20 protein-coding genes and 1 other annotated feature are annotated in these 20,492 nt (G+C 55.7%); of the genes, 14 read left to right on the top strand and 6 right to left on the bottom strand.

Features of this window, described 5'->3' with window-relative positions; all coding sequences use genetic code 11:
* Window positions 1-180: 180 nt before the first annotated feature.
* Window positions 181-253, top strand: a sequence feature (ROSE (Repression Of Heat Shock gene Expression) occurs in the 5'-region of heat shock genes and acts as an RNA thermometer to modulate expression.).
* The 3 genes from ibpA to CSE01S_RS09245 all read left to right on the top strand — a co-directional run bounded on the left by ibpA (window position 247) and on the right by CSE01S_RS09245 (window position 3,045).
* Complete coding sequence (ibpA, locus tag CSE01S_RS09255; protein ID WP_042287217.1) at window positions 247-660, top strand: small heat shock chaperone IbpA; 414 nt, start codon at window positions 247-249, stop codon at window positions 658-660. (Overlaps the previous feature by 7 nt.)
* A gap of 108 nt (window positions 661-768) precedes the next feature.
* Entirely contained in the window at window positions 769-1,197 is a 429-nt protein-coding gene (gene ibpB, locus CSE01S_RS09250; protein ID WP_042287214.1) for a small heat shock chaperone IbpB, read from the top strand.
* A 186-nt stretch (window positions 1,198-1,383) separates the two neighbouring features.
* Window positions 1,384-3,045 carry a putative transporter gene (locus CSE01S_RS09245; RefSeq protein WP_042287210.1) on the top strand — a complete coding sequence of 554 codons (1,662 nt, stop codon included), beginning with the start codon at window positions 1,384-1,386 and terminating at the stop codon, window positions 3,043-3,045.
* 32 nt (window positions 3,046-3,077) lie between these two features.
* On the opposite strand, the gene CSE01S_RS09240 is transcribed toward CSE01S_RS09245, so the two are convergent.
* Window positions 3,078-3,953: a helix-turn-helix transcriptional regulator gene (locus CSE01S_RS09240; protein WP_042287207.1), complete on the bottom strand. Its 876-nt coding sequence runs from the start codon at window positions 3,951-3,953 to the stop codon at window positions 3,078-3,080.
* Between the two features lie 167 nt (window positions 3,954-4,120).
* Here CSE01S_RS09240 and CSE01S_RS09235 point away from each other — a divergent pair, with 167 nt between their 5' ends.
* The 5 genes from CSE01S_RS09235 (at window position 4,121) to CSE01S_RS09215 (ending at window position 9,236) form a co-directional block, all read left to right on the top strand.
* Window positions 4,121-5,836 (top strand): solute:sodium symporter family transporter, encoded by a 1,716-nt coding sequence (locus CSE01S_RS09235; protein WP_042287204.1) that lies wholly within the window; start codon window positions 4,121-4,123, stop codon window positions 5,834-5,836.
* The gene (locus CSE01S_RS09230) at window positions 5,833-7,326 is read left to right on the top strand and encodes a sulfatase-like hydrolase/transferase (protein WP_042287202.1); all 1,494 of its coding nucleotides are present in this window, start codon (window positions 5,833-5,835) and stop codon (window positions 7,324-7,326) included. Before CSE01S_RS09235 ends, CSE01S_RS09230 begins: the two co-directional genes overlap by 4 nt.
* A gap of 101 nt (window positions 7,327-7,427) precedes the next feature.
* Entirely contained in the window at window positions 7,428-7,775 is a 348-nt protein-coding gene (locus CSE01S_RS09225; RefSeq protein WP_042287198.1) for a YidH family protein, read from the top strand.
* Window positions 7,765-8,127 (top strand): DUF202 domain-containing protein, encoded by a 363-nt coding sequence (locus tag CSE01S_RS09220; RefSeq protein ID WP_042287195.1) that lies wholly within the window; start codon window positions 7,765-7,767, stop codon window positions 8,125-8,127. The genes CSE01S_RS09225 and CSE01S_RS09220 overlap by 11 nt, the downstream gene beginning before the upstream one ends.
* Window positions 8,124-9,236, top strand: a complete 1,113-nt coding sequence (locus CSE01S_RS09215; protein ID WP_167333853.1) for an anaerobic sulfatase maturase — start codon at window positions 8,124-8,126, stop codon at window positions 9,234-9,236. Before CSE01S_RS09220 ends, CSE01S_RS09215 begins: the two co-directional genes overlap by 4 nt.
* Before the next feature lie 52 nt (window positions 9,237-9,288).
* On the opposite strand, the gene dsdA is transcribed toward CSE01S_RS09215, so the two are convergent.
* Window positions 9,289-10,611, bottom strand: a complete 1,323-nt coding sequence (dsdA, locus tag CSE01S_RS09210) for a D-serine ammonia-lyase (protein WP_042287189.1) — start codon at window positions 10,609-10,611, stop codon at window positions 9,289-9,291.
* A gap of 17 nt (window positions 10,612-10,628) precedes the next feature.
* A complete protein-coding gene (gene dsdX, locus CSE01S_RS09205) occupies window positions 10,629-11,966 on the bottom strand; it encodes a D-serine transporter DsdX (protein WP_042287186.1) in 1,338 nt (445 codons plus the stop codon).
* Between the two features lie 226 nt (window positions 11,967-12,192).
* Between dsdX and dsdC the strand changes: the two genes are divergently transcribed.
* Window positions 12,193-13,122 carry a DNA-binding transcriptional regulator DsdC gene (gene dsdC / locus CSE01S_RS09200; RefSeq protein WP_042287184.1) on the top strand — a complete coding sequence of 310 codons (930 nt, stop codon included), beginning with the start codon at window positions 12,193-12,195 and terminating at the stop codon, window positions 13,120-13,122.
* 16 nt (window positions 13,123-13,138) lie between these two features.
* Here dsdC and emrD read toward each other — a convergent pair whose 3' ends face one another.
* From emrD to tisB, 3 genes are all read right to left on the bottom strand, one after another.
* Window positions 13,139-14,323: a multidrug efflux MFS transporter EmrD gene (gene emrD / locus CSE01S_RS09195; protein ID WP_042287181.1), complete on the bottom strand. Its 1,185-nt coding sequence runs from the start codon at window positions 14,321-14,323 to the stop codon at window positions 13,139-13,141.
* 231 nt (window positions 14,324-14,554) lie between these two features.
* Complete coding sequence (locus tag CSE01S_RS09190; protein ID WP_042287178.1) at window positions 14,555-15,388, bottom strand: EamA family transporter; 834 nt, start codon at window positions 15,386-15,388, stop codon at window positions 14,555-14,557.
* 125 nt (window positions 15,389-15,513) lie between these two features.
* The gene (gene tisB / locus CSE01S_RS09185) at window positions 15,514-15,603 is read right to left on the bottom strand and encodes a type I toxin-antitoxin system toxin TisB (protein WP_042287176.1); all 90 of its coding nucleotides are present in this window, start codon (window positions 15,601-15,603) and stop codon (window positions 15,514-15,516) included.
* A 524-nt stretch (window positions 15,604-16,127) separates the two neighbouring features.
* On the opposite strand from tisB, the gene ivbL reads away from it, so the two are divergent.
* From ivbL to uhpB, 5 genes are all read left to right on the top strand, one after another.
* Window positions 16,128-16,226, top strand: coding sequence for an ilvB operon leader peptide IvbL (gene ivbL / locus CSE01S_RS09180; protein ID WP_042287173.1), 99 nt, complete (start codon window positions 16,128-16,130; stop codon window positions 16,224-16,226).
* A gap of 105 nt (window positions 16,227-16,331) precedes the next feature.
* Entirely contained in the window at window positions 16,332-18,026 is a 1,695-nt protein-coding gene (ilvB, locus tag CSE01S_RS09175) for an acetolactate synthase large subunit (protein WP_042287169.1), read from the top strand.
* A 3-nt stretch (window positions 18,027-18,029) separates the two neighbouring features.
* On the top strand, window positions 18,030-18,320 hold the full coding sequence (gene ilvN, locus CSE01S_RS09170; RefSeq protein ID WP_012908032.1) for an acetolactate synthase small subunit: 291 nt from the start codon (window positions 18,030-18,032) through the stop codon (window positions 18,318-18,320).
* 77 nt (window positions 18,321-18,397) lie between these two features.
* Window positions 18,398-18,991, top strand: a complete 594-nt coding sequence (uhpA, locus tag CSE01S_RS09165; protein WP_042287167.1) for a response regulator transcription factor UhpA — start codon at window positions 18,398-18,400, stop codon at window positions 18,989-18,991.
* The gene (uhpB, locus tag CSE01S_RS09160; RefSeq protein ID WP_042287165.1) at window positions 18,988-20,490 is read left to right on the top strand and encodes a signal transduction histidine-protein kinase/phosphatase UhpB; all 1,503 of its coding nucleotides are present in this window, start codon (window positions 18,988-18,990) and stop codon (window positions 20,488-20,490) included. Before uhpA ends, uhpB begins: the two co-directional genes overlap by 4 nt.
* Window positions 20,491-20,492: the final 2 nt, after the last annotated feature.

Here is a 20,492-nt window from a genome sequence, read left to right as displayed (position 1 = left end):
AAACATCCTCATCATGTCGCTCTGTGGCGGTTATCGCACTTTACCATTACGTGCCTTACCCACCCAGTCTATGCAATAGACACCAAACTGCAAAAAAAAGTCCGCCGGACGCGCTTGAAAAGTTCGCAATCAGACCCATTTTGATGTTGTAGACGAATGAAGGACACGCCTGATGGGTGTTCTGACTACCAGACCTGTCCATGATGGAAGGTCATATATTCTCGCTGATTTCAGGAGCTATTGATTATGCGTAACTTTGATTTATCCCCGCTGTACCGTTCTGCAATTGGTTTTGACCGCCTGTTTAACCTGCTAGAGAACAACCAGAGCCAGAGCAATGGCGGCTACCCTCCGTATAACGTTGAGCTGGTAGACGAAAACCACTACCGCATTGCGATTGCCGTTGCCGGTTTCGCAGAAAGCGAACTGGAAATTACCGCGCAGGATAACCTGCTGGTGGTGAAAGGCGCCCATGCGGATGAGCAAAAAGAATGTACCTACCTTTACCAGGGCATTGCGGAACGCAACTTTGAGCGCAAGTTCCAGTTAGCCGAGAATATTCATGTTCGTGGCGCGAATCTGGTAAACGGACTGCTGTATATCGAGCTTGAGCGCGTGATTCCGGAAGCGAACAAACCGCGCCGTATCGAGATCAACTAATTCCGCGGGCCGCGCTGCGCGGCCTGTTAAACAGTGCTTGCCGTCAGGGAGCACAGGCGAATCTGCGGATTCGCAAGCTTAACTCGCTTCTTAGAAGGAGAAACAACGATGCGTAACTACGATTTATCCCCTCTGCTGCGTCAATGGATCGGTTTCGACAAACTGGCCAGCGCGTTGCAAAATGCCGGTGAAAGCCAGAGCTTCCCGCCCTATAACATCGAAAAAAGCGACGATAACCACTACCGCATTACCCTTGCGCTGGCCGGTTTTCGTCAGGAAGATCTGGACATTCAACTGGAAGGCACACGGTTAACGGTAAAAGGCACCCCCGTACAGCCTGAAAAAGAGACCAAATGGTTACATCAGGGGCTGGTCAGCCAGGCGTTCAGCCTGAGCTTCACCCTGGCTGAAAATATGGAAGTCTCCGGCGCCACTTTCGTTAACGGGTTGCTGCATATCGATTTAACCCGCAATGTGCCGGAAACCCTTGCTCCGCAACGTATCGCCATTAGCGAACGTCCCGCGTTAAACAGCTAATAAAATAGCTCCTTGCCATTGCCCCGCCAGAAATGACGGGGCTTTTTTGTGTGAAGCGTACAACACGCCCGTCTTAAGCGCCTTTCCGGGTTTTTGTAACATCATAATGTGCGCCAGTCTGCATATATGCCTGAACGATTCAGTCATAATCCTTATAAATTCAAATGTTATTCACAGGGAATAAAAATGAGTGATATAGCATTGACGGTCAGCGTTCTGGCGTTGGTGGCAGTTGTCGGATTATGGATCGGCAATATCAAGGTGCGGGGTGTCGGCTTCGGCATTGGGGGCGTGCTGTTCGGCGGGATTATCGTCGGCCACTTTGTCGACCAGGCAGGCGTGACGCTGAGCGGCGATATGCTGCACTTCATCCAGGAGTTTGGTCTGATCCTCTTTGTCTACACCATTGGCATTCAGGTGGGGCCGGGCTTCTTCGCCTCGCTGCGCGTTTCAGGCTTACGCCTCAACCTGTTTGCGATTCTGATAGTCATCATGGGCGGCCTGGTCACCGCAATCCTGCATAAAATCTTCGCTATCCCGCTGCCGGTGGTGCTGGGGATATTTTCTGGCGCGGTGACCAATACCCCGGCGCTGGGGGCAGGGCAGCAAATTCTGCGCGATCTGGGTACGCCCATGGAGGTGGTGGATCAGATGGGGATGAGCTACGCGATGGCTTATCCGTTTGGTATTTGCGGCATTTTGCTGACCATGTGGCTGATGCGGCTGATTTTCCGCGTCAATGTCGATGCGGAAGCGCGACAGCATGAATCGACGCTCACTCATGGACATTCATTGATACAGACCATCAATATCCGCGTTGAAAACCCTAACCTCAACAATATGGCGATCCAGGATGTGCCCATCCTGAACAGTGACAAAATTATCTGCTCGCGTCTGAAGCGTGAGGAGACGCTAATGGTGCCGTCGCCGACCACCGTCATTCAGATTGGCGATCTGTTGCACCTGGTTGGGCAGCCCGGCGATCTGCATAACGCCCAGCTAGTTATCGGTCAGGAAGTGGATACCTCACTTTCAACGCGGGGCACCGATCTGCGCGTTGAGCGGGTGGTGGTGACTAACGAAAAAGTGCTCGGCAAGCGCATCCGCGATCTGCATTTTAAGGAACGTTACGATGTGGTGATCTCCCGACTCAACCGCGCAGGCGTTGAGCTGGTCGCCAGTAGCGATGCCAGCTTGCAGTTTGGCGACATTCTCAATCTGGTGGGCCGTCCAGCCTCGATTGATGCCGTGGCCAATGTCGTTGGAAACGCCCAGCAGAAGCTGCAGCAGGTACAGATGTTGCCGGTATTTATTGGTATCGGTTTGGGAGTATTGCTGGGCTCCATTCCGCTGTTCATTCCTGGCTTCCCGGTGGCCTTAAAACTGGGGCTGGCGGGTGGGCCGCTGATTATGGCGTTGATCCTCGGTCGTATCGGCAGCGTCGGTAAGCTGTACTGGTTTATGCCGCCGAGCGCCAACCTGGCGTTGCGGGAACTGGGTATTGTGCTTTTCCTGGCGGTTGTCGGCCTGAAATCAGGCGGTGACTTTATCGATACCCTGACCCAGGGCGAAGGCTTAAGCTGGATTGGCTACGGCATATTTATCACCGCGATCCCGCTGATTACCGTTGGTCTGCTGGCGCGAATTTTCGCCAAAATGAACTACCTGACGCTGTGCGGAATGCTGGCCGGTTCAATGACCGATCCGCCCGCGCTGGCGTTTGCGAATAACCTGCATGCCACCAGCGGCGCGGCGGCGCTCTCTTATGCCACGGTGTATCCGCTGGTGATGTTCCTGCGAATTATCACGCCGCAACTGCTGGCGGTGATTTTTTGGGGGTTAGGATAACGTTGGCTGCCGGATAGCGCTGTGAATTGCGCTTATCCGGCATACTCATTTTTACGTTTCAGCACTGCCGATGGCGCATAGCCAAATTTCTGTTTAAACGCCTTGCTGAAGTGAAACGAATCAAAAAAGTTGAGCCTGTCCGCCACCTGCCCGACGGTATTTCCCTCTTGCTTTAACAGCGACAACGCCAGTTCCAGCCGGGCATCCAGTACATATTCCTTCGGCGTCTTGCCGGTATAGCGTAAAAAGAGCCGACGTAGCCAGGCTTCGCTACAGGGAAGCGTTGCCGCCATATCAGCGACGCTCCAGCGCTGTTGCAAACTGGCATGGAGAGTGGCAATAAGTTTTTCAATTTGCAGACGTTGCGGATCTTTTTTACCTTCTGCGGCAATAAGACAAATCCACTGATAAATTATTTTGGTGAGAAACGCGACGGCAAGGTTATTTTTGATCGGCTCTGGCGACGTGATTAATTGTGAGACATATTCCAGTTCATTATTATAATCCTCACCCTGATAAATAACGCTTTGTTGACGGACAGGAATATCCATAACGCTGGTGGGCGTAAACTCCATCCAGTATTGTTCCCACAGCAATCCGTCACAATGATAAGACTGAATATCCGTCGGTTTTAAAAAAATGATGCAATTGCCATTAAGTGTAATTTGTTCACCGTCTTTTAAGCGTATTTTTCCGCACCCCTGAACGGTATACACAGCGACCCAGGCGTTGGCGATTAGCGGTTTTTTCTTATCGCGTGGCCAAATAACCCGATACTGTTCATCGGCGAAGGTGTGCCACAGCGATATCAATGAAATGCCGCTGGAGATCACATTTTCATTAATCAACAGCGGAATATTGTACGTCGTTTCGTTTTTTACATGCGAACTTTGCAAATTTCCATTCATTTTAATTTCTCGCCGGAGAATTATGCTCACAACCTGAACATAACAGAAAAGGATCCGTTCAGGGATATGACGTATGTACTTTAAGAAATCTGACTGCCTGAACCGGCCTGTTATTGCTCTTCCCTACACCGAGCGCGCCGGGACATAAACACTAAAAGGGCTAAGAGATGAATACGCTACAAATTTTGAGCTTTGTCGGCTTTACGCTGTTGGTGGCGGCGATCACCTGGTGGAAAGTACGCAAAACGGATACCGGTTCGCAACAGGGATATTTTCTGGCGGGGCGTTCACTGAAAGCGCCGGTTATCGCCGCGTCGTTAATGCTGACCAACCTGTCCACCGAACAGTTGGTGGGCCTTTCTGGCCAGGCGTACAAGAGCGGGATGTCGGTCATGGGATGGGAAGTGACGTCCGCTGTTACCTTAATTTTCCTCGCGCTGATCTTCCTGCCGCGTTATCTCCAGCGCGGCATCGCGACCATTCCTGATTTTCTTGAAGAGCGCTATGACAAAACGACGCGCATTATTATTGACTTCTGTTTTCTGATTGCGACTGGCGTCTGTTTTCTGCCGATCGTGTTGTATTCCGGCGCGTTGGCGTTAAACAGCCTGTTTCATATCAGCGAATCGCTGCAAATATCCCACGGCGCGGCGATCTGGCTGTTGGTTATTTTACTCGGGCTGGCGGGGATTATTTACGCGGTTATCGGCGGTCTGCGGGCAATGGCGGTGGCCGACTCTATCAACGGTATCGGTCTGGTGATTGGCGGCCTGTTAGTGCCCATATTTGGCTTAATGGCCATGGGGAAAGGCAGTTTTTTACAGGGTATTGAACAGCTCACTACCGTGCATGCGGAAAAATTAAACTCCATTGGCGGGGCGAACGATCCGTTGCCCATTGGCGCGGCGTTTACCGGCCTGATTCTGGTAAACACTTTTTACTGGTGCACAAATCAGGGCATTGTGCAGCGCACGCTGGCGTCGAAAAGCCTGGCGGAAGGGCAAAAAGGGGCGCTATTAACCGCCGTACTGAAAATGCTCGACCCGCTGGTGCTGGTATTGCCGGGATTGATTGCGTTTCACCTGTATCAGGATTTACCTAAAGCGGATATGGCGTACCCGACGCTGGTGAATAATGTGCTGCCGGTTCCGCTGGTGGGCTTTTTTGGCGCGGTATTATTTGGTGCGGTGATCAGCACCTTCAACGGTTTTCTTAATAGCGCCAGCACGTTATTCAGCATGGGCATTTATCGCCGCATCATCAACCCGCAGGCGCAACCAGACCAGCTTGTGCGCGTCGGACGTAAATTCGGCTTCTTCATCGCCATTATTTCCGTTCTGGTGGCGCCGTGGATCGCCAACGCGCCGGAAGGGCTTTACAGCTGGATGAAACAGCTTAACGGCATCTATAACGTACCGCTGGTGACGATTATTATCATGGGCTTTTTCTTTCCGCGGATTCCTGCCCTGGCGGCAAAAGTGGCGATGGCGCTGGGAATTGTCAGTTATATCACCATCAACTATCTGGTGAAGTTTGATTTTCACTTCCTCTATGTCCTGGCCTGTACCTTCTGCATCAATGTTTTCGTCATGCTCATCATCGGCGCGATCAAACCGCGCGCCACGCCGTTCAGGTTTCAGGACGCGTTTGCGGTGGACATGCAGCCGTGGAAAAACGCGAAGATCGCCTCCGTTGGCATCCTGTCCGCCATGATTGGCGTCTATTCCGGCCTCGCGCAGTTTGGTGGTTATTCTACCTGCTGGCTGACCATTCTCAGCTACGGCATAACAGCGCTGGTCATTGTTTATTTGATCTACAGCAGTTGGCAGACCCGCCGTTCTGCCGCTGCGACCTGTGTCCCTGACGCTAAGGAAAACGCATGACCCGGCCTAACTTTCTGTTCATCATGACCGACACTCAGGCAACCAATATGGTTGGGTGTTACAGCGGTAAGCCGCTGAACACGCATCATATTGACCAGTTGGCCGCCGAAGGCATCCGCTTCAATTCCGCCTTTACCTGTTCGCCGGTGTGCACGCCCGCCCGCGCGGGACTGTTTACCGGCATCTACGCCAATCAGTCCGGACCGTGGACGAACAATGTCGCGCCGGGGAAAAATATCTCCACGATGGGGCGTTATTTTAAAGATGCGGGCTACCACACCTGTTATATCGGGAAATGGCACCTTGACGGGCACGACTATTTTGGGACTGGCGAGTGCCCGCCGGAATGGGACGCTGACTACTGGTACGACGGGGCGAATTACCTGGCGGAACTGAGTGAGAAAGAGATCGCCTTGTGGCGTAACGGCCTGAACAGCATAGACGATTTACAGGCCAACAACATTGATGAGACGTTTACCTGGGCGTATCGCATCAGCAACCGGGCGGTGGATTTTCTTCACCAGCCCGCCCGCGCTGACGAGCCATTTTTGATGGTTGTCTCCTACGACGAACCGCACCATCCGTTTACCTGCCCGGTAGCGTATTTGCAGAAATATCAGGATTTTTATTACGAACTGGGGGCGAAAGCGCGCGATACGCTGGCAAACAAGCCTGAACATCATCGCTTGTGGTCCCAGGCGATGCCCTCGCCGGTGGGCGAAGACGGGCGCTATTACCACCCGCTCTACTTCGCCTGCAATGATTTTGTTGACGATCAGATCGGACGGGTCATTAATGCTTTAACGCCGGAGCAACGGGAAAATACCTGGGTGATCTATACGTCCGATCATGGCGAAATGATGGGCGCGCATCGGCTGATCAGTAAAGGGGCGGCGATGTACGATGACATCACGCGCATACCGCTGATCATCCGTTCGCCACAGGGCGAGCGCCGCCAGGTGGATACCCCGGTCAGCCATATCGATCTGCTGCCGACCCTGATGGCGCTGGCGGGTATGGATAAGCCGGATATTCTGCCGGGTGAAAATATTCTGGCCGCGCATTCGCCGCGCGGCGTGATGGTGGAGTTCAACCGCTACGAGATTGAACACGACAGCTTTGGCGGATTTATTCCGGTGCGCTGCTGGGTGACGGAGGAATACAAGCTGGTGCTTAACCTGTTCACTACTGATGAACTCTATGACCGGAAAAACGATGCGGATGAGTTAAATAACCTGATCGATGACCCCGGTTTCACTGAGGTTCGCAACGCGATGCACGATGCGCTACTGGATTATATGGACAAAATCCGCGATCCGTTTCGAACGTACCAGTGGAGTCTGCGCCCGTGGCGCAAAGACGCGCAGCCGCGCTGGATGGGCGCTTTCCGCCCGCGTCCTGAAGACGGTTATTCGCCGGTTGTGCGTGATTACGATACCGGTTTGCCCACTCAGGGCGTGAAAGTGGAGGAGAAAAAACAGAAGTTCTGACTACAATGTTTGCTTGCCCGGCCTGCGTTTACGCATACCCGTAGGCCGAATAAGGCGTCAGCCGCCCCGGCGCCAGGCAATATTGATGAAAAGGAGTCCTGATGAAGATTTCCCGCCTTGGAGAAGCGCCGGACTACCGCTTCTCGCTGGCAAACGAGCGTACATTTCTGGCATGGATCCGCACCGCGCTGGGTTTTCTGGCGGCAGGCGTCGGTCTCGACCAGCTCGCGCCGGATTTCGCCACGCCGGTGATTCGTGAACTGTTGGCGCTACTGCTGTGCCTGTTTTCGGGCGGTCTGGCGATTTACGGCTATCTTCGCTGGTTACGTAACGAAAAGGCGATGCGCCTGAAAGAAGATCTACCCTACACGCATAGCTTGCTGATTATCAGCCTGATTTTGATGGTTGTGGCGGCGATCGTCATCGCGCTGGTGCTGTATGCCGGATAGCCGGAAAGCGCGGCGGATTGCCGACCCCGGGTTACAGCCTGAACGCACATCGCTGGCCTGGTTTCGCACACTGCTGGGCTATGGCGCGTTGATGGCGCTGGCGGTCAAACACAACTGGCATCAGGCCGGATTTCTGTTCTGGGTCTCCATCTCGGTGCTGGCGGTGGTCGCGATTATCCTCTGGCGCTACACCCTGAATCGTAACCTGATGGACGTGACGCACCCGGATTTTTCGCAATCCAGAGCAGTGCGTGACAAATTTATGATCTCCCTCGCGGTGTTATCCCTCGCAATACTGTTTGCTGTTACGCACATTCGCCAACTTATTGCCTTTATCGGGAATTTCGCATGACAGGATGTCAGGTCATGGCCAAGCCGGCCAGTTCACGTTGTAACCTTGATTGTCGTTACTGTTTTTATATCGATAAACCCACCCAGCCAGTGATGGATGACGCCACGCTCACGGCGTTTATCCAGCAACATATTGCTGCGCAGCCGGGGCCGGAGGTGCTGTTTGCCTGGCAGGGCGGCGAACCGACCCTTTGTGGCCTGGATTTTTTCCACCGCGTCGTTGCCTTACAAAAACAGTACGGCGAGGGGAAACAGATCCGCAACGCCTTCCAGACAAATGGCATAGTACTTAATGACGACTGGTGTCGTTTTCTGCATGACAACGGCTGGCTGGTTGGACTGTCGCTGGATGGTCCGGCGGCGCTGCACGACGCGTATCGCGTGAGCCGAAGCGGGCGCCCAACCCATCATAACGTCATCAACGCACTGGAGAAGCTTGTCGCGCATCGCGTCGCGTTCAACCTGTTGGTGGTGGTCAATCGGCTGAACAGCCAGCAGCCGGAGGAAATGTATCGCTATCTTCGTCAGCTCGGCACGCCGTTTTTGCAGTTTATTCCGTTGGTGGAATATGACGAAACCGGCGCGTTGAGCGCAGAGTCCGTCGAGCCGCGGGCGTGGGGGGATTTTTTGAGCCGCGTGTTTGACCTCTGGGTGCGGGAAGATATTGGCCGCGTCTATGTCCAGCTTTTCGATTCGACGCTGGGCGTATGGTGCGGCTACCCGTCACAGATGTGTGCGTTAAGTAAAACCTGCGGTCATGCGTTTGCGCTGGAGGCGAATGGCGATCTGTATCAGTGCGACCATTACGTTTATCCGCAGTATCTGTTAGGTAATATTCATCACACGTTATTGAAAGTCATCAATGAGATGCCGCAGGTGGAGGCATTTGGTCGCAGTAAAAACACCACCCTGACCGCAACCTGTCAGCGCTGCGTCTGGCTAAAATTCTGCCATGGCGACTGCCCTAAACATCGGGATGCCTCAGGAAAAAGCCCGCTGTGCGCGGGCTACAGAGCCTTTTTTTCCCATACTGCGCCATATATGCGGGTGATGCGCGACCTCATTAAAAGGCATCGCTCACCGATGGAACTGATGGCGATGCTGCGCTAAGTGGCGGCAGACCGGTTACGCACTGCGCTATCCGGCCTGTTTCAACAGGAAACTAACGCCCTTTCGCAAGGTATTGCGCCATTTCCGCTTCCGGCACCATGCCGCCGCCGGTTGCCCAGACCACATGCGTCGCGCTGGCGAGCTGAGACGGCGTAAAACGGTGCATTCGCAAGTAGTCTGCCGAGGCGCAGACGCGTTGCGGCCCGGCCATACCCGCCAGTGCTGACGGTTCCAGACGGATATTTTCTTCCTGCGCCAGCCAGCCCAGCATGTCGTACATGGTCTGATCGTCGAGGGTATATAGCCCGTCCAGCAGGCGCTCCATGGCCCGACCAACAAATCCTGAGGCGCGTCCCACGGCCAGCCCGTCAGCGGCGGTCACGTTATCAATCCCAATGTCCTGCACCGAGAGCGCGTCATGCAGGCCGGTATACACGCCGAGCAGCATACACGGCGAATGGGTTGGTTCGGCGAAAAAGCAGTGAACATGGTCGCCGAAGGCCAGTTTAAGACCAAACGCCACCCCGCCAGGACCGCCGCCCACGCCGCACGGCAGATAGACAAACAGCGGATGCGCGGCGTCCACCACCCGCCCCTGTTTTTCAAACTGCGCCTTCAGACGCTGCCCGGCCACCGCATAGCCTAAAAACAGCGTGCGCGAGTTTTCATCGTCGATAAAGAAGCAGTTCGGGTCGGCCTCCGCCGCCTTGCGCCCCTGCTCCACTGCCACGCCGTAATCCTCTTCATACTCAACCACGGTAACGCCGTGGCTGCGCAGTTTAGCCTTTTTCCACGCGCGGGCGTCAGCGGACATATGCACGGTGACCTTAAAGCCGATGCGGGCGCTCATAATACCGATCGACAGCCCGAGATTGCCTGTTGAACCTACCGCAATACTGTACTGGCTGAAAAAGGCTTTGAACTCCGGACTGAGAAGCGCGCTGTAATCATCTTCGGTGGTCAACAGACCGGCTTCCAGCGCCAGTTTCTCTGCGTGAGTCAGCACTTCATAAATGCCGCCACGGGCTTTAATGGAGCCGGAGATTGGCAGATGACTGTCTTTTTTGAGCAGGATTTCGCCGCTGATGGCCTGTCCATACTCTTTTTCCAACCGTTGTTGCATTGCCGGAATCGCCACCACGTCAGATTCAATAATCCCGCCGCTAACAGCGGTTTCCGGAAAGGCTTTCGCGAGATACGGCGCAAAGCGGGCCAGCCGGGCGTGCGCACCTTTTACGTCGGCTTCCGTTAACCCCACGTAGGGTAAACCTTCTGCAAGAGAGGTCGTGGCAGGGTTAAACCAGGTGGTTTCTTTCAGCGCCACCAAATCCTCTACCAGGGGATAACGGGTCATGAGTTGTTGAATGTTTTCCATAGTACGTCTCTTTGCATTCAGATGATAAAGGAAAGCAGGAATGTGCAGGCCAGCGCAATGACCGAGGCGATAAATGTCGCGGTCGTATAATATTTGAACGTTTCATTCAGCGTTGCGCCACAATACTGCTTCACCAGCCAGAAGAGGGAATCGGTCACGATCGTGCAGCCAATGGCGCCGGAACCGATGGCAATGGCGATGATCTCAGGACTTACGTTGGGATAGAGCGGCAGCATCGGGGCGACAATCGCCGTTGCCCCCATCATCGCGACGGTGGCGGAACCGACCGCGGCATGAAGAATCAACGCCACCAGCCAGGCCAGCAGGATCGGATGCATATCCATGTTCGAGAGGATCACCGCCAGCGTATCCGCCAGTCCGCTACTTTTAAGGATCGCGTTAAACGCGCCGCCAGCACCGATAATCAGCAGGATATTGGCAATCGAACCGAAGCCGTTTTCGGTGTGGGTCAACATCGTGCCCATACTCATCTGCTGGCGCAGGCCAAGAATGTAATAAGCCACAAAGACGGCGATGAACATGGCGGTAATTGGGTTGCCGATAAACTCCAGCAGCGTATACAACGTGCTGCCTTTGGCCATGTTTAACTCTGCGACGGTTTTCAGCAGCATCAGGCCAATGGGCAGCAACACGGTAAACAGCGTTGCGCCTAAAGACGGCAGCGTACTTTCTTCGCGCACCTTAAGGTCGGAAAACTCGGCCGGTACTGCCTTAAACGGCAGGCGGTTGCCGAGAAACTTCAGGAACAGCGGCCCGCCAACCAGCGACGCCATCAACCCTACCAGCAGGCCGTAAACGATCACCGAACCGATATCCGCGCCCAGTTTATTCGCCACAAACAGGGCGGCCGGGTGCGGCGGCACCACGCAGTGGACGGCCATCAGCGCGGTACAAAGAGGAATGGCGAGCTTAAGCAGCGAGGTATTGGTTTTCTTCGCAATAGAGAACGCCAGCGGAATGAGCAGCACCACGCCCACTTCCACAAACAGGGTGATCCCGCAGATCAGCCCCACCAGCACCATAATGACGTCGGCGGAGAGCCAGCGGCAACGCTGGAGCGTCAACCCGATGCGTTCCGCCGCGCCGGAAACTTCCATCATTTTGCCAAGAATGGTGCCAAGCCCGATAACTGCGGCGAGGAAGCCCAGCGTACCGCCGATCCCGCTTTCAACGGCATTGACCATGTCCAGCGGTCCCATGCCCATCATGGTTCCCACGAAGAAGCTGGCGAGCAACAGCGCCAGAAACGGGTGGAATTTGAATTTCACGATGGTCAATACAATTAACACGATGCTTACCAGCAGCGTGCTCACAACCCAGATTTGAGAGTGCATATCTCACCTTGCCCTGTGATTTACCTGCTTCCATTGGACGAAAAAACAGCACGCGCTGACAAACGATATAAATACGCTTTCACATGAACCAGATTGAACCAAACAGGTGATATATGTCGAAAAAAGAGGCGTAATTGCGATCTGATTCACTGTAGTTCATCTTAGTGCTGAATTTTTGCGCGCGATTTTTTACACTTTGTCAGGGATTGTTTTTACTGAGGCATCGATGGAACCTGTTCGCGACGTACGCAACCAGCTACTGAACGGCTGGCAGCTCTCTAAACTCTACACTTTCGAAGTGGCGGCCCGGCATCAGTCGTTTGCCCTGGCGGCCGACGAACTCTCGCTCACGCCGAGCGCCATCAGCCATCGCATTAACCAACTGGAAGAGGAACTGGGGATTCAGCTGTTCGTGCGGTCGCACCGTAAGGTTGAGCTGACCCATGAAGGCAAGCGGGTATTCTGGGCGCTGAAGTCATCACTGGATACGCTGAACCAGGAAATACTCGATATTAAGAATCAGGAACTGTCCGGGACCCTTACCGTCTATTCGCGACCATCCATTGCGCAATGCTGGCTGGTGCCCGCGCTGGGCGACTTTACCCGACGTTATCCCTCCATTTCCCTGACGATCCTGACCGGAAACGACAACGTCAATTTACAGCGGGCCGGGGTTGACCTGGCGATCTACTTCGACGACGCGCCGTCTGCACAGTTGGCGCACCATTTTTTAATGGATGAGGCCATTCTGCCGGTCTGCAGCCCGGACTATGCGCGCCGTTTCGCGTTGGAGGGACGGCTGGCAAATCTGCGTCACTGTACGCTGCTGCACGATCGTCAGGCGTGGAGCAACGATTCGGGAACCGACGAGTGGTACAGCTGGGCGCAGCATTTTGAGGTGAATTTGCCGCAATCGTCAGGGATTGGCTTCGATCGTTCGGATTTAGCGGTGATTGCCGCAATGAATCATATTGGCGTGGCGATGGGGCGTAAGCGGCTGGTGCAGAAACGTCTGGAGAGTGGTGAGCTGGTCGCCCCATTCGGTGAAATGGCCTTAACCTGTCATCAACATTATTACATGACAACGCTGCCCGGCAGGCAGTGGCCGAAAATCGAGGCGTTTATCGGCTGGTTACACGAACAGGCCGGACGCTAAGCCCGGCCTGCCAGGGTTAAATGGCCTGTCCCTGATGCGACAGGCGGGACGCCAGCGGCAACCAGCAAAGTAAAATCAGCAGTCCCATCAAAGACATTAACAGACCGAGACTGCCCTGGCCGGTTTGCGGCAGCATCGCCGAAAGCCAGGCCAGCACGCCGGAGCCGATATTTTGCAGGCCGCCGACCAGCGCGCCCGCCGTCCCGGCGAGAAACGGAAACGGCTCCATTGCGCCGCTGGTCGCCAGCGGGAACAGCATTCCTGCGCCAAAGAAAAACAGCGCAGCGGGGATCAACAGCGTCCAGACATTCATCACGCCGAACCAGCCGGGGACCCACATCATCAGTCCCGCCAGCAGACAGCTAATCACTGACTGCCACATCAGTGTGGAAAAGCGCTTATTCGGCCGACCGGCAAACCACGCGCCAAAAAACGCCGCCGGAATCGGCAGGATAAACAGAATGCTGACCACCATGCTGTTCAGGCCGAGTACGGCGCCCATCAGCACGCCGGAACAGGCTTCAAATACCGCAATCCCGGCCAGACCGCCAATCAGCATCAGCAGATAACAGTTAAACGCGCCGTTGCCGAACAGGGTTTTATAGCTGACGATAAGTCGCGTGCGTGGCGCACCCGCCGGGCGCGTTTCCGGCATCCAGCGCGCCATGCTGAAGGTGACGCCCGCGCAAAGCACCAGCAGGAAAACGTAACAGGCGCGCCAGTTCCACATTGTATCCAGCAGGCCGCCGAGCAGGGGAGCCAGCAGCGGGCTGACCAGAATCCCCATATTCAGCAGACTGTTGGCGTGGCGCAGTTGCGTGCCTTCGTACAGGTCACGCGGCAGGGTACGCGCCATCACGCCGCCGACGCCGGTACCCATCCCCTGTAGCGCGCTGGCGGCAATGAGTACCGTCAGGCTATGGGTGGTAATGGCAACAAGGGTGGCGAGCATAAAAATGGACATCCCGACGAGGATCACCGGGCGACGGCCCACACGGTCAGACAGGGGACCATAGATCAGTTGCGACACACCGTAAGTCAGAAGATAGGCCGCCATTACGCTCTGAACGGCCCCTTCCCGGACGTTCAGATCTCGCGCCATATCGGCGATGGCGGGGATATAAATGGTTTGCGCCATCTGACCTACCGCCACAAGTAGTACCAACATCAACAACAAATTGACGCTTCTCTGCCTTTTCATTTCGCTGATTACTTTTCAAAAAGAGAAAAAATAAGAATAAGGTGCTGCGCATTCCCATAAATGCGAGTGAAATCTACCACACAAAAAGCAGAAGGCCAGTGAGCAGGCAGGAATGAAAAACAGCTGAACGGCAGGAAATGTAAACAAATAGCGGCAATAAATGTTGCCGGAATGAATCAGGTTACATCGCTGTCGGATAAGGCGTAAGCGCCGCCACGCGACTGTCACGCTTCACGACAGACGCAGTAAAATCGCCCCGGCGGCAATGCCTCCGGCGGCTACCAGCCGCAGTCCGGCGACTCGCTCTTTCAGCAGAAGCCAGGCGATCAGCGCGCCAAACAGAATGGAGGTTTCCCGCAGCGCGGCGACCACCGCCAGCGGCGCCTGGGTCATTGCCCACAGCGCCAGGCCATAGGAGCCCATGGTGCCGATACCGCCAAAAATCCCTTTTTTCCAGTGCTGTGTCAGATAGCGCGACGCTTCGCGACGCCGGGCAAACATTGCCCAGCCGAGCAGACACGAACCGTTGAGGAAAAAGGTCCACAGCGTATAGCCCAGCGCGGTTTCCGACAGCCTGACGCCGGTACCGTCTACCAGCGTGTATCCGGCAATGAAACAGGCGTTAATCAGTGCGAGCACAATACCCTGCTGCGAACTGGCGCGACCGTTAAAAGCCATGCCGAGGATTGCCAGGCAGATCACCGCAATGCCCGTCCACGCCAGTGACGACAGACTGTCCCCCAGAAACAACACGCTGATAACCGCGACCAGTAACGGCGCAGTGCCGCGCATCAGCGGGTAGGTTTGGCTCATGTCCGAAACCTGATACGTCCGCGCGACCAGCACGGTGTAAATGACCTGCAGGGCGGTTGAGGCGGCTAAAAACGGGATGCTGGCGCTTGAGGGCTGCGGCGCGAAAGGCAGGAAGATTAACGCCATGATGGCGGCCGATCCGCTGACGCTGATAGCGGCATACAGCTTATCGTTTCCGGCTTTCACAATGGCGTTCCAGCTGGCATGCAGCAGTGCGGCGAACAGCAAAATACAGAAAACGGAAAGGGTCATGGCTCAGGCATCGTCAGGGAGTGTCATAAAAACGTAACATAACCAGCGGACGCACGCATCCGGGGAAAGCGCCATGTGAAAGGGGAGCGGTTGCCCGCTCCCCTTTGGTGCGACTTGAATCTGAATTACTTGTAATATTTCAGAACGGCATCAAGCAGTTGCATAACTGCAACAATGAGTTTCAGGATAAGAATGGTGATATCCACGAGGCTCATACGCGTCTCCTTATGGTAAAAGGAGCACGGTGCTGACGTGCCTTTCCGCCGCCTGTTGCCAGCACCTTCGTTGACATAACACAGTGTGCTCTCTGGGGGGGTTAAGGCGCTGACGGCACCACCCGTTTCAGCCAGGACTTCATTGCGCCGGTTAACGATGCGGCCCCACCTGACACACTGTGTACTGAGTTATTATAGATAAATACTGTATGGATGAACAGTAATTTATGGACAGATTTAATCTTCTGATCCATACTCAAAAACGTCAAAATTCGCGCCGAAATTGCGTGTTCCTCACAGAACGCGTATACTTTTGCTGTTGACATAACACAGTGTGCTTTGCGGTCACCAACCGCATTACGCTGAAAAAACCTCGCTCCGGCGGGGTTTTTTGTTTTTAGCGTTTTTTTCCCTGAAACGTGATCGTTGACGCATTTTCATGCAGATGAAATTTTTTCCATTGTCTCGCTTAAAAAGCTGTGCTTGTATAAATCCAGTTAATGAATAAACAGACAAGGCCCCTAATGACCCCTTTCATGCTGACTGCGACCCTACTAAACACTGCGCCATCTCGCGCAGCGGTCGTCGTGCGTGTGGTGGTGGTCGTCGGCAATGCGCCGTAGGGTCCGGAACAACACACGATTCCAAAACCCCGCCGGCGCAAACCGGGCGGGGTTTTTCGTTTAGAGACCTGCCCGGCGCCCCGGCCAAGAAAAAAGGACTGGAGCATGGCAAGTTCGGGCACAACAGCAACATCCACGCGTAAGCGCTTTACCGGCGCGGAATTTATCGTTCATTTTCTGGAGCGACAGGGTATTCAGATTGTCACCGGTATTCCCGGCGGGTCGATACTCCCCGTCTACGACGCCTTAAGCCAGAGCACGCAAATTCGTCATATTCTGGCGCGTCATGAGCAGGGAGCCGGTTTTATCGCCCAGGGCATGGCGCGTACCGACGGTAAACCCGCCGTTTGTATGGCCTGTAGCGGGCCTGGCGCAACCAACCTGGTGACCGCTATCGCCGATGCGCGTCTGGACTCTATCCCGCTGGTTTGCATCACCGGCCAGGTTCCGGCGTCGATGATTGGCACCGACGCCTTCCAGGAAGTCGACACCTACGGCATTTCTATCCCCATCACTAAACACAACTATCTGGTCAGGCATATCGATGAATTACCGCAGGTGATGAGCGACGCCTTTCGCCTTGCTCAGTCAGGTCGTCCTGGCCCGGTGTGGATAGACATACCTAAGGACGTCCAGACCGCAGTTTTTGAGATCGACGCGATGCCCGCTCCGGCGGAGAAAATGGCGGCGCCAGCCTTTAGCGAGCAGAGCGTGCGCGACGCGGCGGCAATGATTAACGCGGCGAAGCGTCCGGTGCTGTATCTCGGCGGCGGCGTGATTAACGCCCCCGAGCGGGTACGCCAACTGGCGGAAAAAGCGCAGTTGCCGACCACCATGACGCTGATGGCGCTGGGCATGCTGCCGAAGGCGCATCCGTTGTCGCTGGGTATGCTGGGGATGCACGGCGCGCGCAGTACCAACTACATCCTGCAGGAGGCCGATCTGCTGGTGGTGCTGGGCGCGCGTTTTGATGACCGGGCGATTGGCAAAACCGAACAGTTCTGCCCGAACGCCAGAATTATTCACGTGGATATCGACCGCGCCGAGCTGGGCAAAATCAAGCAGCCGCACGTGGCTATTCAGGCGGACGTGGACGAGGTGCTGACACAGTTAATTCCGCAGATTGAGGCGCAGCCGCGCACGGAGTGGCATCAACTGGTGCGCGATCTGCAGCGCGAGTTCCCGTGTACCATTCCGCAGGAAAGCGATCCGCTCAGCCACTACGGGTTGATTAACGCCGTAGCCGCCTGCGTGGATGACAACGCGATTATTACCACCGATGTGGGGCAGCACCAGATGTGGGCGGCGCAGGCGTATCCGCTGAACCGTCCGCGCCAGTGGCTGACCTCCGGCGGTCTGGGCACCATGGGCTTTGGCCTGCCCGCGGCGATTGGCGCGGCGCTGGCGAACCCGGACAAAAAAGTGCTGTGCTTCTCCGGCGACGGTAGCCTGATGATGAACATTCAGGAGATGGCGACCGCCAGCGAAAACCAGCTGGACGTGAAAATCATCCTGATGAACAACGAAGCGCTGGGGCTGGTGCATCAGCAGCAGAGCCTGTTTTACAAGCAGGGTGTGTTTGCCGCCACTTATCCGGGAATGATTAACTTTATGCAGATTGCCGCCGGGTTTGGTCTGGAAACCTGCGATTTAAATAACGAAGCCGACCCGCAGGCGGCGCTGCAGGCGATTATCAGCCGTCCGGGTCCGGCGCTGATCCACGTGCGTATTGATGCAGAAGAAAAAGTGTATCCGATGGTACCGCCGGGCGCGGCCAATACTGAGATGGTGGGGGAATAAGCGATGCAGAAACAATCACATGAAAACGTTATTCTGGAACTCACCGTCCGTAACCATCCCGGCGTCATGACGCACGTCTGTGGGTTGTTCGCCCGTCGCGCGTTTAACGTGGAAGGGATCCTCTGCCTGCCGATTCAGGGCAGCGATCAAAGCCGCATCTGGCTACTGGTGAACGATGATCAACGTCTTGAGCAGATGATCGCCCAGATCGACAAGCTAGAAGATGTGGCGAAAGTGGTGCGCAACCAGTCCGATCCCACCATGTTTAACAAAATTGCGGTATTCTTCGAATAAATCGCTCATTGCTTGAACACCCGCGCGCTTATCGTTAAGGTAAGCGCGTTTTTTTATCCGCCCGCCAGGAACGCGCTATGACCACCATCGCCCTTATCGACGACCATCTTATCGTCCGCTCTGGATTCGCCCAACTTCTGAACCTTGAGCCTGATTTTCAGGTGGTGGCTGAGTTTGGTTCCGGGCGTGAGGCGCTTGCTGGCCTGCCGGGGCGCGGCGTGCAGGTGTGTATCTGCGACATCTCAATGCCTGACGTTTCCGGGCTGGCGTTGCTGAGTCAACTGCCAAAAGGCATGGCGACCATCATGCTTTCGGTACATGACAGCCCGGCGCTGGTGGAGCAGGCGCTAAACGCCGGCGCACGGGGATTTCTTTCCAAACGTTGCAGCCCGGACGAGCTGATTGCCGCTGTGCATACGGTTGCGACCGGCGGCTGCTATCTGACCCCGGATATCGCCATCAAGCTGGCTGCGGGCAGGCAGGATCCGCTGACAAAACGCGAGCGTCAGGTGGCGGAAAAACTGGCGCAAGGGATGGCGGTCAAAGAGATTGCCGCCGAGCTGGGCCTCTCGCCTAAAACGGTGCACGTGCATCGCGCGAATCTGATGGAAAAACTGGGCGTCAACAATGACGTTGAGCTGGCGCGCAGAATGTTTGACGGCTGGCAATGAACACGCTTCTTTCCCGATTTATCACTGTAATCGCCTGCTTTTTTATCTTCTCCGCCGCCTGGTTTTGCCTGTGGAGTATCAGTCTGCATCTGGTGGAGCGCCCTGAGCTGGCGGTGCTGCTGTTCCCCTTCGGCCTGCGCCTGGGGTTGATGTTGCAATGCCCGCGCGGCTACTGGCCGGTGCTGCTGGGCGCAGAGTGGCTGCTGGTTCTCTGGCTGGCGCAGGAAGTGGCGCTGGCGCACCCGATATTATTGATGATCGGCAGTGCGCTAACGCTGATACCGGTGGCGCTGATCTCCCGTTACCGTCACCAGCGCGACTGGCGCACATTGTTGCTACAGGGGGCCGCTCTCACCGCAGCGGCGCTGTTGCAGTCCTTGCCCTGGCTTGGGCAGGGAGAGCAGGCGTGGAACGCCCTGCTGCTGACGCTCACCGGCGGCTTAACGCTGGCCCCCATCTGTCTGGTGTTCTGGCATTATCTCACCAGCGCCATCTGGCTGCCGCTTGGTCCGGCGCTGGTTTCGCAGCCGGTAAACTGGCGCGCCCGGCATCTCATCTGGTATCTGCTGCTGTTTGTGGTCAGCCTGTGGCTACAGCTTGGTCTGCCCGCTGAATTATCGCGCTTCACGCCGTTTTGTCTGGCGCTGCCGATCATCGCGCTCGCCTGGCACTACGGCTGGCAGGGAGCATTGATTGCGACGCTGATGAACGCCATCGCGCTGATCGCCAGCCAGACCTGGCACGATCATCCGGTGGATTTACTGCTTTCACTGCTGGCGCAAAGCCTGACCGGACTGCTGCTTGGCGCAGGGATCCAACGCTTGCGCGAGCTGAACCAGTCGCTGCAAAACGAACTGGCGCGCAACCACCGTCTGGCGGAACGGCTGCTGGAAACTGAAGAGAGCGTCCGCCGGGAGGTGGCGCGCGAACTGCACGATGACATCGGTCAGACCGTTACCGCCATCCGCACCCAGGCCGGTATCGTTCAGCGACTGGCGAGAGATAACGGCGGCGCGAAGCAGAGCGGGCAGTTGATCGAACAGCTGTCGCTCGGCGTGTACGATTCGGTACGTTGTCTGCTGGGGCGCCTGCGCCCACGTCAGTTGGACGATCTTACGCTTGAACAGGCCATACGTTCTTTGATGCGTGAAATGGAGCTGGAAAGCCGCGGCATCATCAGCCATCTCGACTGGCGGATAGACGAGTCTGCGCTCAGCGAAAGCCAGCGGGTGACGCTGTTCCGCGTCTGTCAGGAAGGGCTGAACAATATCGTCAAACATGCCAGCGCCAGCGCGGTCACGATACAGGGCTGGCAGCAGGACGAGCGCCTGATGCTGGTGATTGAAGATGACGGCTGCGGCCTGCCGCCGGGCTCCGGTCAGCAGGGATTTGGCCTGACTGGTATGCGGGAACGCGTGACGGCGCTCGGCGGTTCGCTCTCTATTTCCTGTACTCACGGCACGCGCGTCAGCGTTTCGTTGCCGCAGCGTTATGCCTAAGG

The organism is Citrobacter sedlakii NBRC 105722 (genome assembly GCF_000759835.1).
GTDB classification, from domain to species: domain Bacteria; phylum Pseudomonadota; class Gammaproteobacteria; order Enterobacterales; family Enterobacteriaceae; genus Citrobacter_A; species Citrobacter_A sedlakii.
Note: the sequence above shows the minus strand (reverse complement) of the source record. Positions and strands in the feature narration are given on the sequence as shown.